This window comes from Micromonospora sp. NBC_00421 (genome assembly GCF_036017915.1).
Classification (GTDB): Bacteria; Actinomycetota; Actinomycetes; order Mycobacteriales; family Micromonosporaceae; genus Micromonospora.
In genome coordinates this window covers 4635551-4655579 of the sequence record NZ_CP107929.1, presented here as the reverse complement: position 1 = coordinate 4655579, position 20029 = coordinate 4635551, and the positions used below count along the sequence as shown (strand labels likewise).

Here is a 20029-nt window from a genome sequence, read left to right as displayed (position 1 = left end):
CGGCGGGAGCGCGACCGCGCTAGCGTGGGTCGGGTGACTGCGCCCAACCAGGCTCTCCCGGTCCCGCCCGCCGACCTGCCGGGCACCCTCGGCGCACTGCGCGCCGCCGGACACCGGTACCAGACCGTCAAGCAGGAACTCCGCCACAACCTCCTCGCCCGGATGCGCTCCGGCGAGGACCGTTTCCCCGGCATCGTCGGCTACGACGACAGTGTGCTGCCCGAGGTCGAGCGGGCCCTGCTCGCCGGCCACGACATGGTGCTGCTCGGCGAGCGCGGCCAGGGCAAGACCCGACTGATCCGTTCGCTCGTGGCGCTGCTCGACGAGTGGACCCCGGTGCTCCCCGGGTCGGTGCTCAACGAGCACCCGCTGCACCCGCTCACCCCGGCCTCCCGCGCGCTGGTCGCCGAGGCCGGTGACGACCTGCCGATCGGCTGGCTGCACCGCTCCATGCGGTACGGCGAGAAGCTGGCCACCCCGGACACCAGCGTCGGTGACCTGATCGGCGACGTCGACCCGATCCGGATCGCCCAGGGGCGCACCCTCGGCGACCCGGAGACGATCCACTTCGGGTTGGTGCCGCGTACCAACCGGGGCATCTTCGCCGTCAACGAGCTGCCCGACCTGGCCGAGCGGATCCAGGTGGCGCTGCTCAACGTGCTGGAGGAGCGGGACATCCAGGTCCGTGGCTACCAGCTGCGGCTGCCGCTGGACCTCTTCCTGGTGGCCAGCGCCAACCCGGAGGACTACACCAACCGGGGCCGGATCATCACCCCGCTCAAGGACCGGTTCGGTGCGGAGGTCCGGACCCACTACCCGGTCGACCTGGACCTGGAGCTGGCCCTGATCCGGCAGGAGGCCGACCTGGTCGCCGAGGTGCCGGAGCACGTGCTGGAGGTGCTGGCCCGGTTCGCCCGCGCGGTGCGCGAGTCGCCGTCGGTGGACCCGCGCTCCGGGGTCTCCGCCCGGTTCGCCATCGCCGCCGCCGAGACGGTCGCCGCCGCCGCGTTGCGCCGCGCCGGCCTGCTCGCCGGTCCCGCCGGTGCGCCGACCTCCGACTCCGGTCCCGCCGGGTCCCCGGCCACCGACCCCGGTCCGGCCGGGTCGCGGGGTGCCGGCTCCGCGTCGGGTGCCGGCGCCGCCACGGTACGTCCCGAAGCGCCTGTCGCCCGGGTCGGTGACGCGGTGTCGGTGACCTCGACGCTGCGGGGCAAGGTCGAGTTCGAGAGCGGTGAGGAGGGGCGGGAGACCGAGATCCTGGCCCACGTGCTGCGTACCGCGACCGCCGAGACGTTCCGGGCCCGGCTGGCCGGGTTGGACCTGTCCGGCTTCACCGCGCTGGTCGCCGAGGGGGCGGTGATCGAGACCGGTGAGCTGGTCGCCTCGGCGGAACTGCTGCGCCAGGTCGGCACCGTGCCGGGGCTGGCCAAGGCACTTGACCGGTTGGGGCTGGGCGACGCGCCCACCCCGGAACAGGCCGCCGCCGGTGTCGAGTTCGTGCTGGAGGGGTTGCACCTGACCCGCCGGCTCGGCAAGGACGTCACCGAGTCCGGCCGCACCGTCTACGGCGGTCGGAGCTGAGCATGGCCGGCAACCGGTTCCGGTACGGCCAGTGGCAGGGCGGCCCCGACCCGCTCGCCCCGCCGTACGACGTACGCGCCGCGGTGGACGCGGTCGGCGCGGAGGTGCTGGCCGGCGGCAGCCTCCGGGACGCGCTGCGCGATCTGCTGCGCCGGGGCCCGCAGGGTCGGGGCGGCCTGGACGACCTGGCCGCCCGGGCCCGCCGGCTGCGCCGGGAGGCGCTGCGCCGGGGCGACCTGGACGGTGCGGTGACCCGGTCCCGGGCGCTGCTCGACCAGGCGCTCGCGGCGGAGCGGGACGCACTGCGCGGGCGGACCGACGACGACGCCCGGTTCGCCGAGACGGTGCTCGACAACCTGCCCCGGTCCACCGCCCGCGCCGTGCAGGAGCTGGCCGAATACCGGTGGACAAGCGACGAGGCCCGGCAGACCTATCAGCGGATTCTCGACGGGCTGCGCGGTGACGTGCTGGAGCAGCGGTTCGCCGGGCTGCGCGACGCCGCGCGGGCCGCCGGGGATCCGGCCGTGCAGGCGCAGCTCGCCGAGATGATGCGCGACCTCAACGACCTGCTGGCCCGGCACGCCCGCGCGGAGGACACCACCGACGCGTTCGCCGAGTTCATGCGCCGGCACGGCGAGTTCTTCCCGGAGCAGCCGAAGGACGTCGACGAGCTGGTCGACGTGCTGGCCCGCCGGTCGGCCGCCGGCCAGCGGCTGATGCGGTCGCTGTCTGACCGGCAGCGCGAGGAGCTGGCCGGGCTGATGCGGCAGTCGCTCGGCGACCGGCTCACCGGTGAGCTGTCCGCGCTCGACGCCCACCTGCGCGCCCTGCGCCCCGACCTGGACTGGCAGCGGGGCGAGCGGGTCCGGGGCGACCGGCCGCTCGGCTACGGCGAGGCGACCGACGCGCTGGACGAGATCGCCGAGCTGGACGAACTGCTCGACTCCCTCGACCAGCAGCATCCCGGGGCCACCCTGGACGACGTGGACGTCGACGCGGTCGCCCGGATGCTGGGCCGGGACGCCGCCGACGAGGTGAGCCGGCTGCGGGAGCTGGAGCGGGAGCTGCGCCGGCAGGGCTGGGTGGGCCGGGACGCCGACGGGCTGACGCTCAGCCCGAAGGCGCTGCGCCGGTTGGCGGGCACCGCGCTGCGCCGGGTCTTCGCCGACCTCACCGCCGGCCCGCGCGGCCAGCACGACCTGCGCACGGCCGGGGCGGCCGGCGAGGTCAGCGGTGCCTCCCGGCAGTGGGAGTACGGCGACGAGCAGCCGCTGGACGTGGTGCGCACGCTCACCCGGGCGGTCAGCCGTGCCGGTCCCACGGTGCCGCTCCAACTCGCCGTCGAGGACTTCGAGGTGGTGGAGACGGAACGGCGGGCGTCGGCGGCGGTGGTGCTCTGCGTCGACCTGTCGTACTCAATGGTGTCGCAGGGGCGGTGGGGGCCGATGAAGCAGACGGCGCTGGCCCTGTCGCACCTGATGGCGACCCGGTTCCCGCAGGACGCGTTGCAGATCGTCGGCTTCGGCCTTGAGGCGATGCCGTTGACCCAGCAGGAGTTGGCGGCGGTGGAGCCGGACCTGCGGCAGGGCACCAACCTCCAGCACGCCTTGCGGCTGGCCGGGCGGCACCTGCGCCGGCACCCGGGGGCCGAGCCGGTGGTGCTGGTGGTCACCGACGGTGAGCCGACCGCCCACCTCGACCCGGGCGACGGCGAGGCGTACTTCCACTGGCCGCCGCTGCCGGAGACGGTCCAGGCCACCATCCGCGAGGTGGACCGGCTGGCCCGTGCCGGTGTCACCCTCAACCTGTTCCTGTTGGGTGAGGATCCCGGCCTGCGCCGTTTCATGGACGCGGTGGCCCGCCGCTCCCGGGGCCGCCTGTTCACCCCCGACCTGGGCGACCTGGGCGAGTACGTGGTCTCCGACTACCTCCGTTCCCGGCGCACCCCCGGGCGCTGATCCCGGCCCCGCCGAGGTGCCGTCCGTCCGGGTGATCCGGGCGGCACGACCCCCTGCCCGACGGGGTGGCAAGGGGGTTGTGGACAGTGGGCCGGGCTGCGTCTGCCCCGGCAGCTCGGGCAGCTACGGATGCTGAGCGACCAGCCGCAGCCCGCCTGACTCCGCAGGTGCCGACCCGGCGGCCGGGGCGCGGCGGAAGGTGCGGCGGTAGGCCGAGGGGGAGACGCCGATCCGGGTGTGCAGGTGCTGGCGCAGGGCGGCGGTGGTGCCGAAGCCCGCCCGCCGGGCCACCTGTTCGACGCTCAGGTCGGTGGTCTCCAGGAGTAGTCGGGCGTGGTCGGTGCGCTGCTGGAGCAGCCACTGCGCCGGGCTCAGCCCGGTCTCCGAGCGGAAGTGCCTGGTGAAGGTGCGCACGCTCATCCGGGCGTGGGCGGCCAACTCCCGCAGGGCGACCGGCTCGTGCAGGCGCTGCCGGGCCCACTCCCGGGTGGCCGCGGTGCCGCTGGCCGGGGTGCGCGGCACCGGCCGCTCGATGTACTGGGCCTGGCCACCGTCGCGCCACGGGGGCACCACGCACCGCCGGGCCGCCCGGTTGGCCACCTCGCTGCCGTGGTCGCTGCGGACGACGTGCAGGCAGAGGTCGATGCCGGCGGCCACCCCGGCCGAGGTGAGCACCCGGCCGGCGTCGATGAACAGCACGTCCGGGTCGAGGTCGACCTCGGGGTACAGCCGGCGGAAGCGGTCGGCGTAGGCCCAGTGGGTGGTGGCCGGGAGGCCGCCGAGCAGCCCGGCGGCGGCCAGCACGAACGCGCCCGTGCAGATCGACATCACCCGGGCGCCCCGGCGGTGGGCGGCCCGCAGCGCCGTGGTCACCGCCGGGTCGAGCGTGCCGTCGGTCATCGGCGGGCCGTCGTGCAGGCCGGGCACCACCACCGTGTCGACGGTCGTCAGCAGGTCTAGGTCGTGGTCGGGCAGGACCCGGAAACCGGCGGTGCTGCGGACCGGGCGGCCACCGGGGGTGCAGGTGTCGACGGTGTAGAGCGGTAGCCGGTCGTCGCCACGGGCAGCCCCGAAGACCTGCGCCGGGGCACCCAGGTCGAGGCCGACCACGCCGTCGAGGGCCAGCACGCCGATCCGGTGCGGCACGAGGGTCATGGCCCGATTATTGCGTACGATGGCTTTCCGGCCACTCGCCGCCGCCCGGGCACGCCGCCGAGACTCGGAGCGTGATCCGATCCCGTCGCCTCCACCCGGCCTGGACCGTGGCCGCCGTGACCTTCGTCGCCCTGGTCGGCGCGGCCGGCTTCCGCGCCACCCCGTCGGTGCTGCTGCACCCGCTGCACGCCGAGTTCCGCTGGCCGCTGGCCACCATCTCCGCCGCCGTCTCGGTCAACCTGCTGCTCTACGGCCTGACCGCCCCGTTCGCCGCCGCGCTGATGGACCGGTTCGGCATCCGCCGGGTGGTGGCCGGCGCGCTGGCGCTGGTGGCCCTCGGCAGCGGCCTGACCGTCTTCATGACGGCGAGCTGGCAACTGATCCTCTGCTGGGGTGTCCTGGTCGGGCTGGGCACCGGGTCGATGGCGCTGGCCCTCGTCGCCACCGTCACCGGGCGCTGGTTCGTCGCCCGACGCGGGCTGGTCACCGGGGTGCTCACCGCCGGTGGGGCGGCCGGTCAACTGGTCTTCCTGCCGCTGCTGGCGGTGCTGGTCCGTGACCACGGTTGGCGTACGGCGGCACTGGTGGTGGCCGCAGCGGCGCTGGCGGTCGTACCACTTGTGGTCTGGTTGTTGCGGGAACACCCGGCGGATCTCGGCCTGCCCGCCTACGGCACGACCGAGGTGACGCCGCCGCCCCCGCCGGCGGGCGGCGCCGCCGCGCGGGCCGTCGGCGCGCTCGCCGCCGCCGCCCGCACCCGCCCGTTCTGGCTGCTCGCCGGCGGCTTCGCGATCTGTGGTGCGACCACCAACGGCCTGGTCGGCACCCACTTCGTGCCGGCCGCACACGATCACGGGATGCCGCAGACCACGGCGGCGGGGCTGCTCGCCCTGGTCGGGCTCTTCGACATCGTCGGCACCATCGCCTCGGGCTGGCTCACCGACCGGGTGGACAGCCGGCTGCTGCTCGCCGCCTACTACGGGCTGCGGGGCCTGTCGCTGCTGGTGCTGCCCAGCCTGTTCACCGGCGGCGTCGCGCCGAGCATGCTGGTCTTCATCGTCTTCTACGGCCTGGACTGGGTGGCGACCGTGCCGCCGACGGTGGCCCTGTGCCGGGAGTACTTCGGCGGCTCGGCGGCGGTGGTCTTCGGTTGGGTCTTCGCCGCGCACCAGTTCGGGGCCGCCGTCGCGGCGACCGGCGCCGGCCTGGTCCGCGACCGGCTCGGCGACTACGCGCCGGCCTGGTACGCGGCCGGGGCGCTCTCGATCGGGGCCGGGGTGCTGTCGCTGCTGCTGCGCCGACGTCGCGCGGTGCCGCCGCCGTTCCTGGTGCCGGCCCGCACCGCCGCAGCCTGGAGCTACCGGGGCTGACCGACGCCGGCCTGGCCTGCCGTCGGGCTGCCGGCCTGGCCTGCCGTCGGGCTGCCGGCCTGGCCTGCCGTCGGGCTGCCGGCCTGGCCTGCCGTCGGGCTGCCGGCCTGGCCTGCCGTCGGGCTGCCGGCCGCCCGGTGGGTCGAGGTCCGCCCGGTGCACCGGCCCCGCTACGGCGACCGCCGCGCCGCGCCGGTCAGCCGAGGGTCCACTGCTGGCCGGCGGCGGCGGTGCAGGTGGCCTGCACCAGGTCGTCGCCGGGCCCGGTGCCGTCGTTCCTGACCTGCGCACACTTGCCGGACTGGACGCCGACCAGCAGGACCGGCCCGGTGCCGACCGGGGTCACCCGCCACTGCTGGTTGGCCTGCCCGTGGCAGCCGAACTGCTGGAGCCTCGCGCCGTCGTCACCGCTGCCGCCCTCGACGTCGAGGCACTGCCCGTGTCCGGCGTTGGTGAGCGTCACCAGGTCCGGGGCGACCGGGTTGGCGACCCACTGCTGCTCCGGCCCGCCGGTGCAGGTGGCCAACTCGGCGGCGGCCGTCTCGCCGTCGCCGTCGGTGCCGACGCAGAGGCCGGAGGTGACCGCGCGCAGCACGGTCGGCCCGGAGAGCGTGGCCGGGGTGGTGGGCGGTGGGGTCGGGGTGGGCGGTGCCGTGGTCGTGGGCGGCGGGCTGGCCGGCGGTGCCGCCGTGGTGGGCGCGCCGGGGGTCGGTGCGGCTGCGGCCGGCACCACCGGTTGCTCCCGGCCGTCGCCGCCCCCCAGCACACCGGTGGCGAAGAAGACCCCCAGCAGTACGCCCACCAGCCCGGCGGCCAGCGCGAACCGCATCAGCGGATCGCGGGTCGGCCCGGGACGGGCGGGCCGCCGGACGCCGTACACGGTGCCGGACGGGTCGCGGTGCGGATCGGGGACGGCCATGCCGGAATGGTGACCCACCGGACGGGCCCGGGGCCAGTCGGCCCGCGGTGCGTGACCGGGTCGACGCCCCGGACGTCCTCGGCGAAACGGCCACCGGAGGGGCCCACGGAATGGTGCTTCGCGCGTAAGGTGATCTCATGCGCGCGCAGCGTGATCATGAGCTGGCGGTGGACGCGTTGCGGCGGTCGTACGCCGCAGTGCCTCCGGGGCAACCCGTACGACTTGCCAAACGCACCTCCAACCTGTTCCGACCCCGGTCGGTCACCGGCGCACCCGGGCTCGACGTGAGTGGGCTGGGCGGCGTCCTGGCGGTCGACCCGGTCGCCCGCACCGCCGACGTGCAGGGCATGTGCACCTACGAGGACCTGGTCGACGCGACCCTGCCGCACGGGTTGATGCCGCTGGTCGTGCCCCAGTTGCGCACGATCACCCTGGGCGGTGCGGTCACCGGGCTGGGCATCGAGTCGACGTCGTTCCGCAACGGGCTCCCGCACGAGTCGGTCGTCGAGCTGGACGTCCTCACCGGCGCGGGTGAGGTGGTCACCGCCCGACCGGACGGGCCGCACGCCGACCTGTTCGCCGCCTTCCCCAACTCGCTGGGCAGCCTCGGGTACGCCACCCGGCTGCGCATCGAGCTCCAGCCGGTGGGTCGGGCGGTGGCCCTGCGCAACATCCGGTTCACCCGGCTGGAGGAGCTGACCGACGCGATCGCCGACGTGGTGGCCAAGGGCGAGTGGGAGGGGCGGCCGGTCGACGCGATGGACGGCGTGGTGTTCAGCCCCGGCGAGTCCTACCTGGTCCTCGGCTCCTTCACCGACGATCCGGAGCGGCTCAGCGACTACACCGGGCAGGACATCTACTACCGCTCGGTGCGCCGCCGGGTGCGCGACGCCCTGAGTGGCCACGACTACCTCTGGCGCTGGGACACCGACTGGTTCTGGTGCTCGGCCGCGTTCGGGGTGCAGCACCCGGTGGTGCGTCGGCTCTGGCCGGCCCGCTGGCGGCGCAGCGACGTCTACCACCGGCTGGTCCGGCTGGAACACCGGCACCAGGTGGCCGCCCGGGTGGACCGGTGGCGGGGTCGGCCGGCCCGGGAACGGGTCGTGCAGGACGTGGAGATTCCGCTGGACGGCACGGCCGGGTTCCTGCGGTGGTTCGACCGCGAGGTGGGGATGACACCGGTGTGGCTCTGCCCGTTGCGGCTGCGCGAGCCGGCCGGCCCCGGCTCGGCCCGCAACTGGCCGCTATACCCGCTGCACCCCGGCCGCACGTACGTCAACATCGGCTTCTGGGGCAGCGTGCCGATCGCGGCGGGTGCCACGGACGGTGACATGAACCGCTCCATCGAGCGGGCGGTGTCGGAGCTGGGCGGGCACAAGTCGCTCTATTCCGACGCGTACTACGACCGGGCGGCCTTCGATCGGCTCTACGGCGGGGAGACCTGGCGTGCCGTGAAGGACCGCTACGACCCGGACCACCGGCTCACCGGACTCTACGAGAAGGCGGTTGCACGAAGATGAGCCTGACCGACCGAGAACAGGGGGCGGCGAGCGCCCCGGCCAGCCCCCCGTCGGGGGGTCGACCCGGCCCGACCGTCGCCGACGTCGTCCGCGCGGTCACCACGCGGGACCTGCCGATCCGGGTGACCGGCTACGACGGCAGCGCGATCGGCCCGGCCGACGCCGGTATCACCCTCGACATCCGTTCCGAGCGGGGGCTGTCCTATCTGCTCACCGCCCCGGGTGACCTGGGCATGGTGCGGGCGTACGTCAGTGGCGACCTCGGGCTGGGCGGGGTGCACCCCGGCGACCCGTACGACGCCCTGAGCGTGCTCGCGGACCTGCGGTTGCGGATTCCCCCGGTGGCCGAGGGGTTGGCCCTGGCGCGCGGGCTCGGCTGGGAGCGGCTGCGGCCCCCGCCGGCCCCGCCGCAGGAGGCGTTGCCCCGCTGGCGGCGGGTGATGGGCGGGCTGCGGCACTCCCGCTTCCGGGACAGCACGGCCATCTCGCACCACTACGACGTGTCGAACGCCTTCTACGAGAAGGTGCTCGGCGACTCGATGACGTACACCTGCGCGGTGTACCGCAGCCCGGCCGACACCCTGGAGCAGGCCCAGGCGGCCAAGTACGACCTGGTCGCCGGCAAGCTGGCACTGAAGCCGGGGATGCGCCTGCTGGACGTGGGCTGCGGTTGGGGCGGCATGGTCCGGCACGCGGCCCGCGAGTACGGCGTCAAGGCGATCGGGGTGACCCTGTCCCGGGCGCAGGCGCAGTGGGCGCAGGCGGCCATCGCGCGGGAGGGGCTCACCGGGCTGGCCGAGGTGCGCCACCTCGACTACCGCGACGCCCCCCGGGAGCGGTTCGACGCGATCTCGTCGATCGGGTTGACCGAGCACATCGGGGTGCGCAACTACCCGGCATACTTCCGGGCGTTGCGGGATCGGCTGCGCCCCGGCGGGCGGCTGCTCAACCACTGCATCACCCGGGCCGACAACCGGGCCCCGCACCGCTCCGGCGCGTTCATCGACAGGTACGTCTTCCCCGACGGCGAGTTGGCCGGGCCGGGTCGCCTGATCAGCGAGGTGCACGACGCCGGGTTGGAGGTGCACCACGAGGAGAACCTGCGGCAGCACTACGCGCTGACGCTGGCCGCCTGGTGTCGCAACCTCGTGGCGAACTGGGACTTCTGCGTCGACGAGGTGGGCCTGGGCACCGCCCGGGTCTGGGGGCTCTACATGGCCGGGTCGCGGTTGGCCTTCGAGCGCAACGGCATCCAGCTGCACCAGGTGCTGGCCACCCGCAACGGGCCGATGGGCGACGACGGCTACCCGCTTCGTCCCGACTGGACGCCCTGACCGTCGTACGACCGCTGGGACGAAAGCCGCGCCATCCCGGCGCGGCTTTCGTCGACCCGATTGACAAGCAGATTTTTTACGTACAGGATTGTTTTTGCGATGAGAGACGTCCTGTACCTGGAGCAGATCGAGCAGGCCGAGATCCTGCTCAAGCCGCAGCGCGTGGACGTGCTGCGGCAGTTGGCCGAGCCACGCACCTGCACCGAGGTGGCGGCCCGGCTGAACCAGACCCCGCAGCGGGTCTACTACCACGTCAAACAACTCGCCGCGGCCGGCCTGGTCGAGCAGGTGTCCAGCCGTAGGGTGCGCGGCATCAGCGAGGGCATCTGGCAGGCCGTGGCCCGGTCCTACTGGCTCTCGCCCCGGCTTGTCGGCCGGATCGGCGGAGCCCGCCGGGTATCCGACGAGTTGAGCCTGGGTCACCTGCTCGACCTGATGGAGGAGGTCCAGGCCGACGTCGCGGCGCTCGACCGGAGCGCGCCGGAACTGCCCTCGATCGGGGTCTCCGGTGAGATCCGGGTGCCGGCCGAGCGTCGGCAGGAGTTCCTGCACGACCTGCAGTCGACATTGCAGGACCTGTTCACCCGCTACGGCGGCGTCGAGGGGGACGCCTTCAAGCTCGCCGTGGCCTGCTATCCCAAGGGAGAAGACCGTGACTGAACCACTCACGCTGGGTGCCCGGCTCGCCGCGCCGGTCGAGGCCGTCTGGCGGGCGCTCACCGACCCGGCAGCGCTGCGCGTCTGGCTGACCGAGCACGCCGAGGTCGAGCTGCCCGGCCGGTACGAGTTCTGGGGCCGGCACACGCCCGACGGCGATGCGCCCCACCAGCGGGTGCTGCACGCCGCCCCGTACACGTTGCGCTTCGGCTGGCTGATCGACGGGGTGGAGACGACCAGCGAACTGCGCCTGACGTCGGAGGGGCCGGACACCACGCTGCTGACCCTCAGCCAGACCCACTTCCACTTCGCCGAGGCGCTGGACGGCAGCAGCATCCGAGGAGTGCTGCAGACCTGGTGGTCGCTGTCGATCGCCAACCTCGCCGCTTACCTGGAGGGTCGTCCGCTGCTGCCGAAGACCGACTTCACCTCCACCGACCTGCGCGGTGAGCTGACCATCGCCGCGCCGATCGACCGGGTCTGGACCTCACTGACCGACTCGGCGCAGGCCAGCGCCTGGTTCGGCTACCCGATCGGCATCGAGCCCTGGGTCGGCGGCCGGTACGCCATGGGCGGCTTCGACGCCGGGCCCGCGGCGAAGGTGGTCGACCTGGAGCCCGGCCGGAAGATGTCGGTGGACTGGGGACCGGTCGGCGTCACCACCTGGGAACTGGCCGAATCCGGCGGGAAGACGACTCTGACCTTCGTGCAGAGCGGGTTCGACGAGGGCAACCCGCCGTACGCGATGTGGTGCGGGTCGGTGGCCGGCATGCTCGAGCTGTGCCGATTCCACGACATGGCCGACTGGCAGCCGATCTGGGTTGCCGAGGAGATCCACACCGGCGCTCCCGCCGCCTGATCCCCGTTCCCGCCCCCGTTCCCGCCCCCGTTCCCGCCCCCAGCCCTCCGGCCTTGCCCCCTCTGGCCCAGCTGTGCGGTCTCTGGCCTGCGGTCTTTGCGCTGCGGTCTCTGCCCGCGCGGGATGTGGTCGTCGGTATCCGCCTCGATCCTTCCCCTGGACACTCCGGTGTGGGTGCCCGGGAGGAAGGGCGGGTTTCGGGACGCCCGGGGGCAGGGCCGGTCCGGCAGTTCCAGGGGCGGGACCATGCATGCGGATCCTGTCGAGCTGATGACGCAAACGAATCACCGGTGCGCGGAGGCGACGGCGGGCCACCGAGCCGGGCCATGTTCTCGCGAGCGGCGGCTCCGTGTCGTGTTGTCAGCAGGTGACGACGGAGGCCTGCCGGGTCGTGTCGTGTGGCGCGTGGTGCTCGGCGAGGTCCCAGTTGTCAGTGAATCGCTAACGTCATCAGCTCCAAAGGACGTCGGACAGAGGTTGGTGATCCGGACACGCGGCCCGGGCACGCGATCCGGACACCGGCCCGGGCACGCGATCCGGGCACGCGATCCGGGCACGCGATCCGGGCACGCGATCCGAGCATGCGGCTCGGGCATGCGGCTCGGGCACGCGATCCGGGCATGCGGCTCGGGCATGCGGCTCGGGCACGCGATCCGGGCACGTGACTCGGGCACGCAGCTCGGGCACGCAGCTCGGGCATGTGACTCGGGCACTGTTAGCGGGTCGCTCCGCCGGTGCACCGGCCGGCCACCGGGAAATCTCCGCGCGGCGGTTCCCGGAGCGTCGGGCTGGGTACTGCGGGACGATGTTCTTCATCTTCGGACTCCGTACCAAGGTCACCCGGGCAGGGGTGGTGACGGCGGTCTGTCGGCACTGTGGCAACCAGGCCGCGCAGGTGATCAGCCGCCGGGCCACGAAGTTCACCCTCTTCTTCGTCCCGCTGATCCCGATCCGGACGAAGTACGTGCAGCAGTGTTCGTTCTGCGGAGCCGAGTACGCCGTCGACGCCGACGAGGCCCGCCGCCTCCCGGTCAGCTGACCGTGGCACGCTTCCTCTGCTGGTTGATCGGTTGGCCGCCGGACGGGCCGACCGTGCCGCTGTACACCGCCTCCCGCCCGCCCTGCACCCCGGGCCGCCGCCGGACGCGCCGCCGCCACCGGCCGCTCGCCGGTGCCCGCTCACCCCGTTCGCCCTGGAACCGGTCCGCCGGACGCTGAACCCCGATCCCCACCCCAGGCGACGGCCCCGCTCCGCGGCCCCGGGTGGGCCGCCCTGCCCTGCGGCCCCGGGTGGGCCGCCCCGCGCTGTGACCCGGGGTGACGGCCCCGCGCTGTGACCCGGGTTGACCGCCCTGCGCTGACGGTCCGGGCGATTGCCTTGACCGACTAGACGGACGACGACGTCGTCGGGCGGCGGCCCGGGGTGCAGGGTCGGGCGGGGCGGCTATCGTGGCCTGTCGTGACGAGCACCGCGCAACGCCTGGCTGCCATTCGGGGTGACGCGCCCCCGAAACGACACAACGCCCGGACGCTCGCCGCACTCACCGGCAACCCCGGCTGCGCCCGGCGGGCTGTGCTCGACGGCGCCGGGGTCGACAAGTCCGCGCTCGCCGAGCGGGTCGGGTTCCCGGCCCGGTTCGGCCAGTCCCGGTTCGCCATCACCAGGGGAAACGCGTTCGAGGCGCAGGTCAAGGCGGACGGCGGTGCGGAGCTGCTGCGGCTGGTCGCGCAGCGGTTGGGCGTACCGGTGCCGGAGCGGGCGAGCTGGACGGACCTGGGCGGGGCGGACGACCTTCCGGACCGGCGGGAACGGTCCCGGGCGGCGTTGACCGCCGGCGGGGCGGAGGCGGCGCTGTTCGACCATCCGCTGCTCGGCCTGGACGTGGCGGGTCAGCGGGTGCACCTGGAACCGGACCTGGTCGCCGCCCGGCTCGGCGGCCGGTTCCACGTCGTGGAGATCAAGTCGTTCCCGGTGATCGACGGGCAGGCCGACCCGGCGAAGGTGTCCGCCGCCGCCGTCCAGTCGGCCGTCTACGTGCTGGCGCTGCGTGACCTGCTCGCCGCCGAGGGGCGGGATCCGGAGTCGGTGTCGCACGAGGTGGTGCTGGTCTGCCCGCGGGACTTCGCCAACCGGCCGGTGGCCAGCCTGATCGACGTCCGCAAGCAACTGCTTGTGCTGCGTCGCCAACTGGACCGGATGGCCCGGTTGGACGACCTGCTCGCCGCCGTGCCTGCCGACTTCACCGCCGACCCGGCCGCCGACCCGGTGACGGTGACCGCCGCCCTGCGTACCGTGCCGGCCCGCTACGCGCCGGACTGCCTGGCCGGCTGCGAGCTGGCGTACTTCTGTCGGAACGAGGCACGGGGGCAGACCGGCGCGCTGGGCCGCCCGGTGCGGGAGGCGCTCGGCGGCATCGCCGAGGTGGCCGAGGTGCTGGCCCTGGCGACCGGCGAACGGACCGCCGACCCGGAGCGGGAGGAGGCCGCCGCGTTGCTGCGGGCCGCCGCCCGGCTGCGCGCCGACGCCCTCGCCGGCAACCCCGCATGAGTACGCTGCGCGCGCTGGCGAAGGCGCAGGCCGTCGCCGCCGGGCTGGCCCAGCCGGTCGCCACCGTCCGGCACCTGCACCTGGCGGAGCGCCCGCTGGTGCTGGTGCCTTTGGCGATGGCAGGTGAGGCGCACGCCCCGCTCGCCGCGCTGGTCGGCACCGCGCCCGACGACGCCCGGCTGCTGATCGTGCCGCAGCCCCGCAACCGGGACCAGCGCTTCCGGTTCGTCACCGAGCTGGCCGCGATCGTGCTGCCGTGGCTGGACGGCTTCCGGGGCGTCTCGGAGGCGGTGGCCGTCGACCGGGGCCGCGACGTCCGCTACCGCTACTCCGACGCCCCGCAGCTCTGGGTGCCGAACCCGGCCGGGGTCACCTTCCTGCGCCTGCTGGGCCGGTCGACCCGGTTCCGTCGGCCGGACGGCGACCACCCGGTGCACCCGGCCGTGCCGCTGCTCGGCCGCTGGCTGACCTTCTTCGTCGAGAGGGCCGAGCAGCCCGGCTCGTCGGCGCTGCTGGCGATGACCGACGCGTTGACCCTGCACTGGGCGACAGGGCAGAGTGCGGTGGAGGACCTGCACCTGCCGGCGCTGCTCGGCTGGATCGACCCGCCGGCTGGCACGACAGGTGTCGAGGCCGCCACCCGGGCCGAGGACCCGCGGGTCTGCCCGCCGGCCGGCCCGGCCACCGACCCGGAGTTCGACAACACGGCGCTCGCCCCGGTGACGGCCGCCTGGGCGGCGGCCGACGACGACCCGGTCGCGCGCGACGCGGCGTACGCGGAGCTGGTGCGGTTGCTGCGCGGGCAGCTCGCGCCCACCTGGGAGCTGATGTGGCGCGGCCTGGGGTTGCTCGGCACCCTGCCGCCCGGGGCCCGGGTGGCCGGTCGGTGGGCCGGCGACCGGGACGCCTTCACCGGGTACGCCGAGCATCTCGACGCCGACGGCGGGCCGCAGCCCCGGCACGACGGCGCGGTGGCGGCGGCGGTACGACTGCACCGGCTGGAACGCGCCGCGACCACGTACGCGGTGCAGCGCGCCTACGACGATCCGCTGGTGATGGCCGAGCACCGGCTGACCGGGGAGGCGTTCGTCGGGGACGTGACGTTGGCCGACCCGACCCGGGTGGACGACAGCGGCAAACGGCCGGTGCTGCGGCCGAGGATCCAGGTGTCGACCACCGAGCCGGTACGGGTGCCGGTCGGGGCGACGCTCTGGTCGACGGCACGGCCGGGGCAGAAGGCGCGGGTGGTCTTCGTGACCCCGGTGGCGGACAGCCGGACCGAGGTGGTGCTGGAGCTGTCCGGTGGGATGGGCCGGGGGCTGACCGCGCCACCGGGCAGCGTGCCGCAGGTGGGGGAGCGGCTCTGCCTGACCACCCTGTCGGAGGCGTTCCTGCCGGCCGGAGCGTTCCCGACGGCGGAGGAGACACCGTGGACGCACGGCGGGCCACCTGCCGCCGCCGTCCCTGATCCGTCCTCAGTGGTCGGATAGCCGACCGGTGGACCCTGGCGGCGGGTCGTGCCGCTGGCTAGGCTTCGAGGGTTCGCCGTCCGTGGCCGGTTCGCACGGTCGAGGTGTGCGCAGGAGAGAGAGCCGGAGCGATCACCGTGCTGCCCCAGGACGCCGTCTCCGGTGCCCCGACCCGGCCGCTGGCCCTTCCCCGGGTGGGTGCGGTCGTCGCGTCGGTGGTCGTCGTCCTGGAGCTGGCCTGGCTGCTCGCCGCGTTGCCCGGAGCCGCCCTGGTCGGCGACGTGACCGCCACGGTGGTGGCGAGTTGGGCCAGTTTCGCCTGCACCCGGACGATGCGCCGGCACCCCGCCCCGCTGCGCCGGTTCTGGGCGCTGCTCGCGCTCACCATGGGGCTCGCCGCCGCCGGCCGGCTGCTGTGGACGGTGGACCGGCTGAGCGCCGACGAGCTGCCGCACACCCCGCTGATCGGCGCGGTCTTCACCGCCGGCATCGTCACCGGCACGGCCGCCCTGCTCGCCGCGCTGACCGCCCCACGCAGCATGGTCGGCCGGGCCCGTACGGTGCTGGACGGGGTGATCGTCGGGCTGGCCCTGATCCCGATCGGCTGGGTGGTGGTGTTCCGCGACATCGCCGCCGCCGACCTCGACGATCCGCTGCGGACGTTCGGCCTGCTCTACCCGATGATCGACCTGATGCAGCTGACCATCCTGGTGGCGGTGGCCGGCTCGGCCCGCCCGGTGTGGCCGCCGTTGACCCTGATCGGGGCGAGCCTGGTCACCCGGGCCGGCGCGGACGCCGTCTACGTCTCGCTGGTGGCGCACGGCAGTTACGCCCCCGGCCACCCGATCGACGTCTGCTGGCCGCTGAGTTACCTGCTGATCGGCATCGCCACCACCCGACCGCCGCCGCCGACCTGCGACGGCGCCGAGGAGATCGGCGAGTCCCCGCTCCCGTCCTGGTGGCGGGTGGCGCTGCCCTACCTTCCGGTCGGCGGGGCGATCATCGCGGTGGTGCTGGCCCGCCGACCCACCGGGCAGACCCCGACCCTGGTCTTCGTCGGGATGATGGCGCTGCTCGGGGTGCTCGCCCTGCGGCAGGGGCTGGCCGCCAACGAGAACCTGCGGCTGGTGGCCCGGCTGCGCCGGCTCGCGTACGCCGACCAGCTCACCGGCCTGCCGAACCGGTTGATGTTCAACAGGCGGTTGCGCCAGGCGCTGCGCGAAGGCCCGCCGGTGGCCGTCCTGCTTCTCGACCTGGACGGCTTCAAGCAGGTCAACGACCGGTTCGGGCACGCCACCGGCGACACCCTGCTGACCAGCATCGCGGTCCGGATGCGGACGGCGGTCGGTGCCGACGGCACGGTCGCCCGGCTCGGCGGCGACGAGTTCGCCGTGCTGGTCGACGGGGACCGGCCGGTCGCCCCGGAACGGCTGGCCGGGCGGCTGCTCGCCGCCCTGCAACCGTCCCCGGGCGAGGAGGACGTCGGGGTCCGCCCGTCGGCGAGCATCGGCATCGCCGAGTTCGGTCCGCAGCACGCCTCCCACACCGACCTGCTGCGCGACGCCGACATCGCGATGTACGCGGCGAAGGCCGCCGGGAAGTCCGCGTACCGCACCTGCACGCCGGCGCTGCGGGAATCGGCGGTGACCCGGGCAGAGCTGATCGCCGACCTGCGGCGGGCCGTCGACGAGCAGCAACTGCACCTGGAATACCAGCCGATCGTCGACCTGGCCACCGGTGCGGTCCGCAGCGCGGAGGCCCTGGTCCGCTGGCGGCATCCCCGGCTCGGACTGCTCGCCCCGGCGGCGTTCCTGCCGTTGGCCGAGGAGACCGGGCTGATCGTGCCGATCGACAGGTGGGTGATCCACGAGGCGTGCCGGGCCGCCGCGACCTGGCGGGCCCGGGTTCCCGAGGCGACCGTGGCGGTCAACATCGCCGCCGCGCACGTACGCCGTCCCGACCTGATCGCCACCGTCACGGCGGCCACCGCCACCGCCGGCCTGGCCCCCCGCGCGCTCACCCTGGAGCTGACCGAGTCGGCGCTGATCGACGGCAGCGAGGCGGTGCTGGAACGGCTCGCCCAGCTCCGTGAGCTGGGCATCCGGATCGCCATCGACGACTTCGGCACCGGCTACTCGTCGTTGAGCTACCTGCACCGCATCCCGGCCACCGAGTTGAAGATCGACAGGTCGTTCGTGGCCAGGCTGGACTCCGACGCGCGGGCGTACGCCACGGTGGAGATGGTCACCCGGTTGGCCGGGGCGTTCGACCTGGCGGTGGTGGCCGAGGGGGTGGAGACCGAGGAGCAGCACGTGGCGGTCACCGCTATCGGCTGCGTCCACGGTCAGGGCTACCGGTACGGCCGCCCCGGTGGCCTGCACGCCCTGCCCACCCCACGCTGATCCCGCCGGCGAAACGGGGGAGTCGGCGCAGAATCGGGCTTGACCCTCACGTCACGGCAGGCCGGAGCCTTGGTGCAGGAAGGGAGGAAACCATGGCGTACACGGTGGGTCAGGTGGCGAAGGCGGCCCGGGTGACGGTCCGGACGCTGCATCACTACGACGAGATCGGGCTGCTCTCGCCGAGCGGCCGGACGGCGGCCGGCTACCGCCGCTACGACGACGCGGACCTGGAGCGGTTGCAACACGTCCGCTTCTACCGGGAGCTGGGGTTTCCGCTGGAGGAGATCGCGGCGATCCTCGACGACCCGACCGCCGACCCGGCGGCGCACCTGCGCCGACAGCACGACCTGCTGACCGGGCGGATCGGGAAACTCCAGGAGATGGTCGCGGCGATCGAGATCGCGATGGAGGCGAGACGGATGGAGATCAACCTGACCCCGGAGGAGCGGTTCGAGGTCTTCGGCGGTGCCGATCCGGAGGAGCACGCCGAGGAGGCGCGGCAGCGCTGGGGCGACACCGAGGCGTACCGGGTGTCGACCCGACGGGCGGCCGGCTACTCGAAGGAGGACTGGCTGCGGTTCAGGGCGGCGCAGGACGACTGGAACGGGCGGATCGTGGCGGCGCTGACCGGCGGGACGCCGGCCGACTCGGCGGAGGCGATGGCGTTGGCCGAGGAGCACCGGCAGCTCATCGTCCGTTGGTTCTACGACTGCTCGTACGAGGTGCACACCGGGCTGGCCGACATGTACCTGGCCGATCCCCGGTTCACCGCCTACTACGAGACGATCGCGCCGGGGCTGGCGGAGTACCTGGTGGAGGCGATCCACGCCAACGCGATCAGCCGGGCCTGACCGGGACGACGAGGGCGTCACCTCCGGTAGGTCAGGATGGGGGACGTGCCACCCGCCTACCGGAGGTCGCCCGTGTTCATCGTCGCCGGAAGTCTCTACGTCGCACCCGCCGAGCGGGACGCCTACCTGGAGTCCTGCCTGGAGGTCGTCCGGCAGGCCCGTGCGGCGCCCGGCTGCGTGGACTTCGCGATCGGTCCCGACCTGGTCGAGCCGGGCCGGATCAACGTCTACGAACGGTGGGAGTCCGACGACCAGTTGCTGGCGTTCCGGGGGTCCGGCCCGGCCCAGGAGCAGGTGACCGCGATCCTCGGCGCGGAGGTGCACCGCTACCGCATCTCCGCCGTCGAGGCTCCCTGACCCGCGCGCCGACGGGCGCGGGGAACGGTATCGGCGCGTGCCCGGGTCCGAGCGGTGTCGTCCCCCCGGGTGCGCGCCCGGGCTGGTTGTCGCTCCCGGGGAGAGGGCCGGGCAGGGGTGGCCGGTCGGCGGCAGGCCCTCGGGCTAGGCTGGCGCGACCGCTCTGTCACAAGCGTCGATCGGCTCGGCCGGCGGGCGCACCGCCCGGGGAGACCGTCGTGAAGCACCCGAAGCTGGCCACCGCCGCCGTCCTCGTCGTACTGGTGGCGGTGGCCGGCTGCACCTCGGACGGTGGCGGTGCCGGGTCGACACCGGCCGCCGGGGCGTCCGCGTCCGGGCCGGCCCCGACCGAGCCGACCGCCGTGCTGGCCGCCGCCGCGCAGCGGGTCGACCAGCAGTCCTACCGGCTGAGCCTGGGTGACGGCGCGGGCGGGGACGGCACCACCCTGGTCTGGGATCCGAAGGCCCGGCGCGGGCTGGAGACGACGACGCTGGCCGTGGCGAACGGCAAGGTGGTCATCGAACGGCTCGCCACCGGCACCGACGTCTACGTGAAGGTGACCGCCCCGGACCGGCGGGTGCCGGTCTGGGACGGGCGCACCTGGTGGCACCTGGGCACCGCCGAGGCGGCCGCCGCGAAGCGGACCGGGCTGGACAACACCCGGCTGGCCACCACCCTCGGCACGGCCACCGAGGTACGCGCCACCGGCGACCGGGCCTACGCCGGCACCCTGGACCTGCGACGCAGCACCGAGGTGCTCGGCGACGGGTTGGGCGGGGTGCTCGGGGAGCGGGCCGCCGCGGTGCCGTTCACCGCGACCGTGGACGCGCAGGGGCGGCTGGTCCGCTACCGGATCGAGCTGTCCGGTGAGCCGGGCAAGGTCTCGGCGCTCGACCTGACGTACGCGGACTTCGGCCTGCCGGTGTCGGCGGAGAAGCCGGCGGCGGGCCTGATCGGCGAGGACCCGCCGAGCAACATCCCCGGCGCCTGACCCGGGCCGTTTTCCCCCGCCGGGGCGGGCGAGCCGGCCCGACCGGCGGCGGGGTCC

The 20029-nt window shown here is 74.3% G+C and carries 16 protein-coding genes; 14 read left to right on the top strand and 2 right to left on the bottom strand.

From position 1 onward, the window contains the following. Positions 1-24 precede the first annotated feature (24 nt). Both OHQ87_RS19430 and OHQ87_RS19425 read left to right on the top strand, forming a co-directional pair. Positions 25-1581, top strand: a complete 1557-nt coding sequence (locus tag OHQ87_RS19430; RefSeq protein ID WP_328339802.1) for a magnesium chelatase — start codon at positions 25-27, stop codon at positions 1579-1581. A 2-nt stretch (positions 1582-1583) separates the two neighbouring features. After that, complete coding sequence (locus OHQ87_RS19425) at positions 1584-3539, top strand: vWA domain-containing protein (RefSeq protein ID WP_328339799.1); 1956 nt, start codon at positions 1584-1586, stop codon at positions 3537-3539. A gap of 123 nt (positions 3540-3662) precedes the next feature. On the opposite strand, the gene OHQ87_RS19420 is transcribed toward OHQ87_RS19425, so the two are convergent. Next, on the bottom strand, positions 3663-4694 hold the full coding sequence (locus tag OHQ87_RS19420; protein WP_328339797.1) for a GlxA family transcriptional regulator: 1032 nt from the start codon (positions 4692-4694) through the stop codon (positions 3663-3665). Between the two features lie 74 nt (positions 4695-4768). On the opposite strand from OHQ87_RS19420, the gene OHQ87_RS19415 reads away from it, so the two are divergent. After that, positions 4769-6064: an MFS transporter gene (locus tag OHQ87_RS19415; RefSeq protein ID WP_328348911.1), complete on the top strand. Its 1296-nt coding sequence runs from the start codon at positions 4769-4771 to the stop codon at positions 6062-6064. Between the two features lie 196 nt (positions 6065-6260). Here the strand turns inward: OHQ87_RS19415 and OHQ87_RS19410 are convergent, their stop codons facing one another. Then, positions 6261-6983, bottom strand: a complete 723-nt coding sequence (locus OHQ87_RS19410) for an RICIN domain-containing protein (RefSeq protein WP_328339795.1) — start codon at positions 6981-6983, stop codon at positions 6261-6263. A gap of 137 nt (positions 6984-7120) precedes the next feature. Here OHQ87_RS19410 and OHQ87_RS19405 point away from each other — a divergent pair, with 137 nt between their 5' ends. The 11 genes from OHQ87_RS19405 to OHQ87_RS19355 all read left to right on the top strand — a co-directional run bounded on the left by OHQ87_RS19405 (position 7121) and on the right by OHQ87_RS19355 (position 19972). Next, on the top strand, positions 7121-8503 hold the full coding sequence (locus OHQ87_RS19405; RefSeq protein WP_328339793.1) for an FAD-binding oxidoreductase: 1383 nt from the start codon (positions 7121-7123) through the stop codon (positions 8501-8503). Beyond that, positions 8500-9837, top strand: a complete 1338-nt coding sequence (locus tag OHQ87_RS19400) for a class I SAM-dependent methyltransferase (protein WP_328339791.1) — start codon at positions 8500-8502, stop codon at positions 9835-9837. The genes OHQ87_RS19405 and OHQ87_RS19400 overlap by 4 nt, the downstream gene beginning before the upstream one ends. Positions 9838-9936: 99 nt before the next feature. Then, entirely contained in the window at positions 9937-10497 is a 561-nt protein-coding gene (locus OHQ87_RS19395) for a helix-turn-helix domain-containing protein (protein WP_328339789.1), read from the top strand. Beyond that, positions 10490-11353, top strand: coding sequence for an SRPBCC family protein (locus OHQ87_RS19390; protein ID WP_328339787.1), 864 nt, complete (start codon positions 10490-10492; stop codon positions 11351-11353). The genes OHQ87_RS19395 and OHQ87_RS19390 overlap by 8 nt, the downstream gene beginning before the upstream one ends. An 805-nt stretch (positions 11354-12158) precedes the next feature. Next, positions 12159-12392 (top strand): zinc-ribbon domain-containing protein, encoded by a 234-nt coding sequence (locus OHQ87_RS19385; protein WP_328339785.1) that lies wholly within the window; start codon positions 12159-12161, stop codon positions 12390-12392. A gap of 420 nt (positions 12393-12812) precedes the next feature. Then, positions 12813-13901: a hypothetical protein gene (locus OHQ87_RS19380; protein WP_328339783.1), complete on the top strand. Its 1089-nt coding sequence runs from the start codon at positions 12813-12815 to the stop codon at positions 13899-13901. Then, entirely contained in the window at positions 13898-15391 is a 1494-nt protein-coding gene (locus OHQ87_RS19375) for a hypothetical protein (protein WP_328339781.1), read from the top strand. Before OHQ87_RS19380 ends, OHQ87_RS19375 begins: the two co-directional genes overlap by 4 nt. A gap of 116 nt (positions 15392-15507) precedes the next feature. Continuing rightward, complete coding sequence (locus tag OHQ87_RS19370; protein ID WP_328339780.1) at positions 15508-17772, top strand: putative bifunctional diguanylate cyclase/phosphodiesterase; 2265 nt, start codon at positions 15508-15510, stop codon at positions 17770-17772. 92 nt (positions 17773-17864) lie between these two features. After that, complete coding sequence (locus OHQ87_RS19365) at positions 17865-18623, top strand: MerR family transcriptional regulator (protein ID WP_328339778.1); 759 nt, start codon at positions 17865-17867, stop codon at positions 18621-18623. Positions 18624-18695: 72 nt separating this feature from the next. After that, on the top strand, positions 18696-18980 hold the full coding sequence (locus OHQ87_RS19360) for a putative quinol monooxygenase (RefSeq protein ID WP_442930544.1): 285 nt from the start codon (positions 18696-18698) through the stop codon (positions 18978-18980). 218 nt (positions 18981-19198) lie between these two features. Next, complete coding sequence (locus OHQ87_RS19355; RefSeq protein ID WP_328339774.1) at positions 19199-19972, top strand: hypothetical protein; 774 nt, start codon at positions 19199-19201, stop codon at positions 19970-19972. Positions 19973-20029 lie beyond the last annotated feature (57 nt).

What these genes read in the sequence shown, in the direction of transcription:
- OHQ87_RS19395 (WP_328339789.1), top strand. Translation starts at nt 9,937, where the DNA reads ATGAGAGACGTCCTGTACCTGGAGCAGATCGAGCAGGCCGAGATCCTG.
- OHQ87_RS19375 (WP_328339781.1), top strand. Translation starts at nt 13,898, where the DNA reads ATGAGTACGCTGCGCGCGCTGGCGAAGGCGCAGGCCGTCGCCGCCGGG.
- OHQ87_RS19365 (WP_328339778.1), top strand. Translation starts at nt 17,865, where the DNA reads ATGGCGTACACGGTGGGTCAGGTGGCGAAGGCGGCCCGGGTGACGGTC.
- OHQ87_RS19425 (WP_328339799.1), top strand. Translation starts at nt 1,584, where the DNA reads ATGGCCGGCAACCGGTTCCGGTACGGCCAGTGGCAGGGCGGCCCCGAC.
- OHQ87_RS19410 (WP_328339795.1), bottom strand. Translation starts at nt 6,983, where the DNA reads ATGGCCGTCCCCGATCCGCACCGCGACCCGTCCGGCACCGTGTACGGC.
- OHQ87_RS19400 (WP_328339791.1), top strand. Translation starts at nt 8,500, where the DNA reads ATGAGCCTGACCGACCGAGAACAGGGGGCGGCGAGCGCCCCGGCCAGC.
- OHQ87_RS19385 (WP_328339785.1), top strand. Translation starts at nt 12,159, where the DNA reads ATGTTCTTCATCTTCGGACTCCGTACCAAGGTCACCCGGGCAGGGGTG.
- OHQ87_RS19405 (WP_328339793.1), top strand. Translation starts at nt 7,121, where the DNA reads ATGCGCGCGCAGCGTGATCATGAGCTGGCGGTGGACGCGTTGCGGCGG.
- OHQ87_RS19420 (WP_328339797.1), bottom strand. Translation starts at nt 4,694, where the DNA reads ATGACCCTCGTGCCGCACCGGATCGGCGTGCTGGCCCTCGACGGCGTG.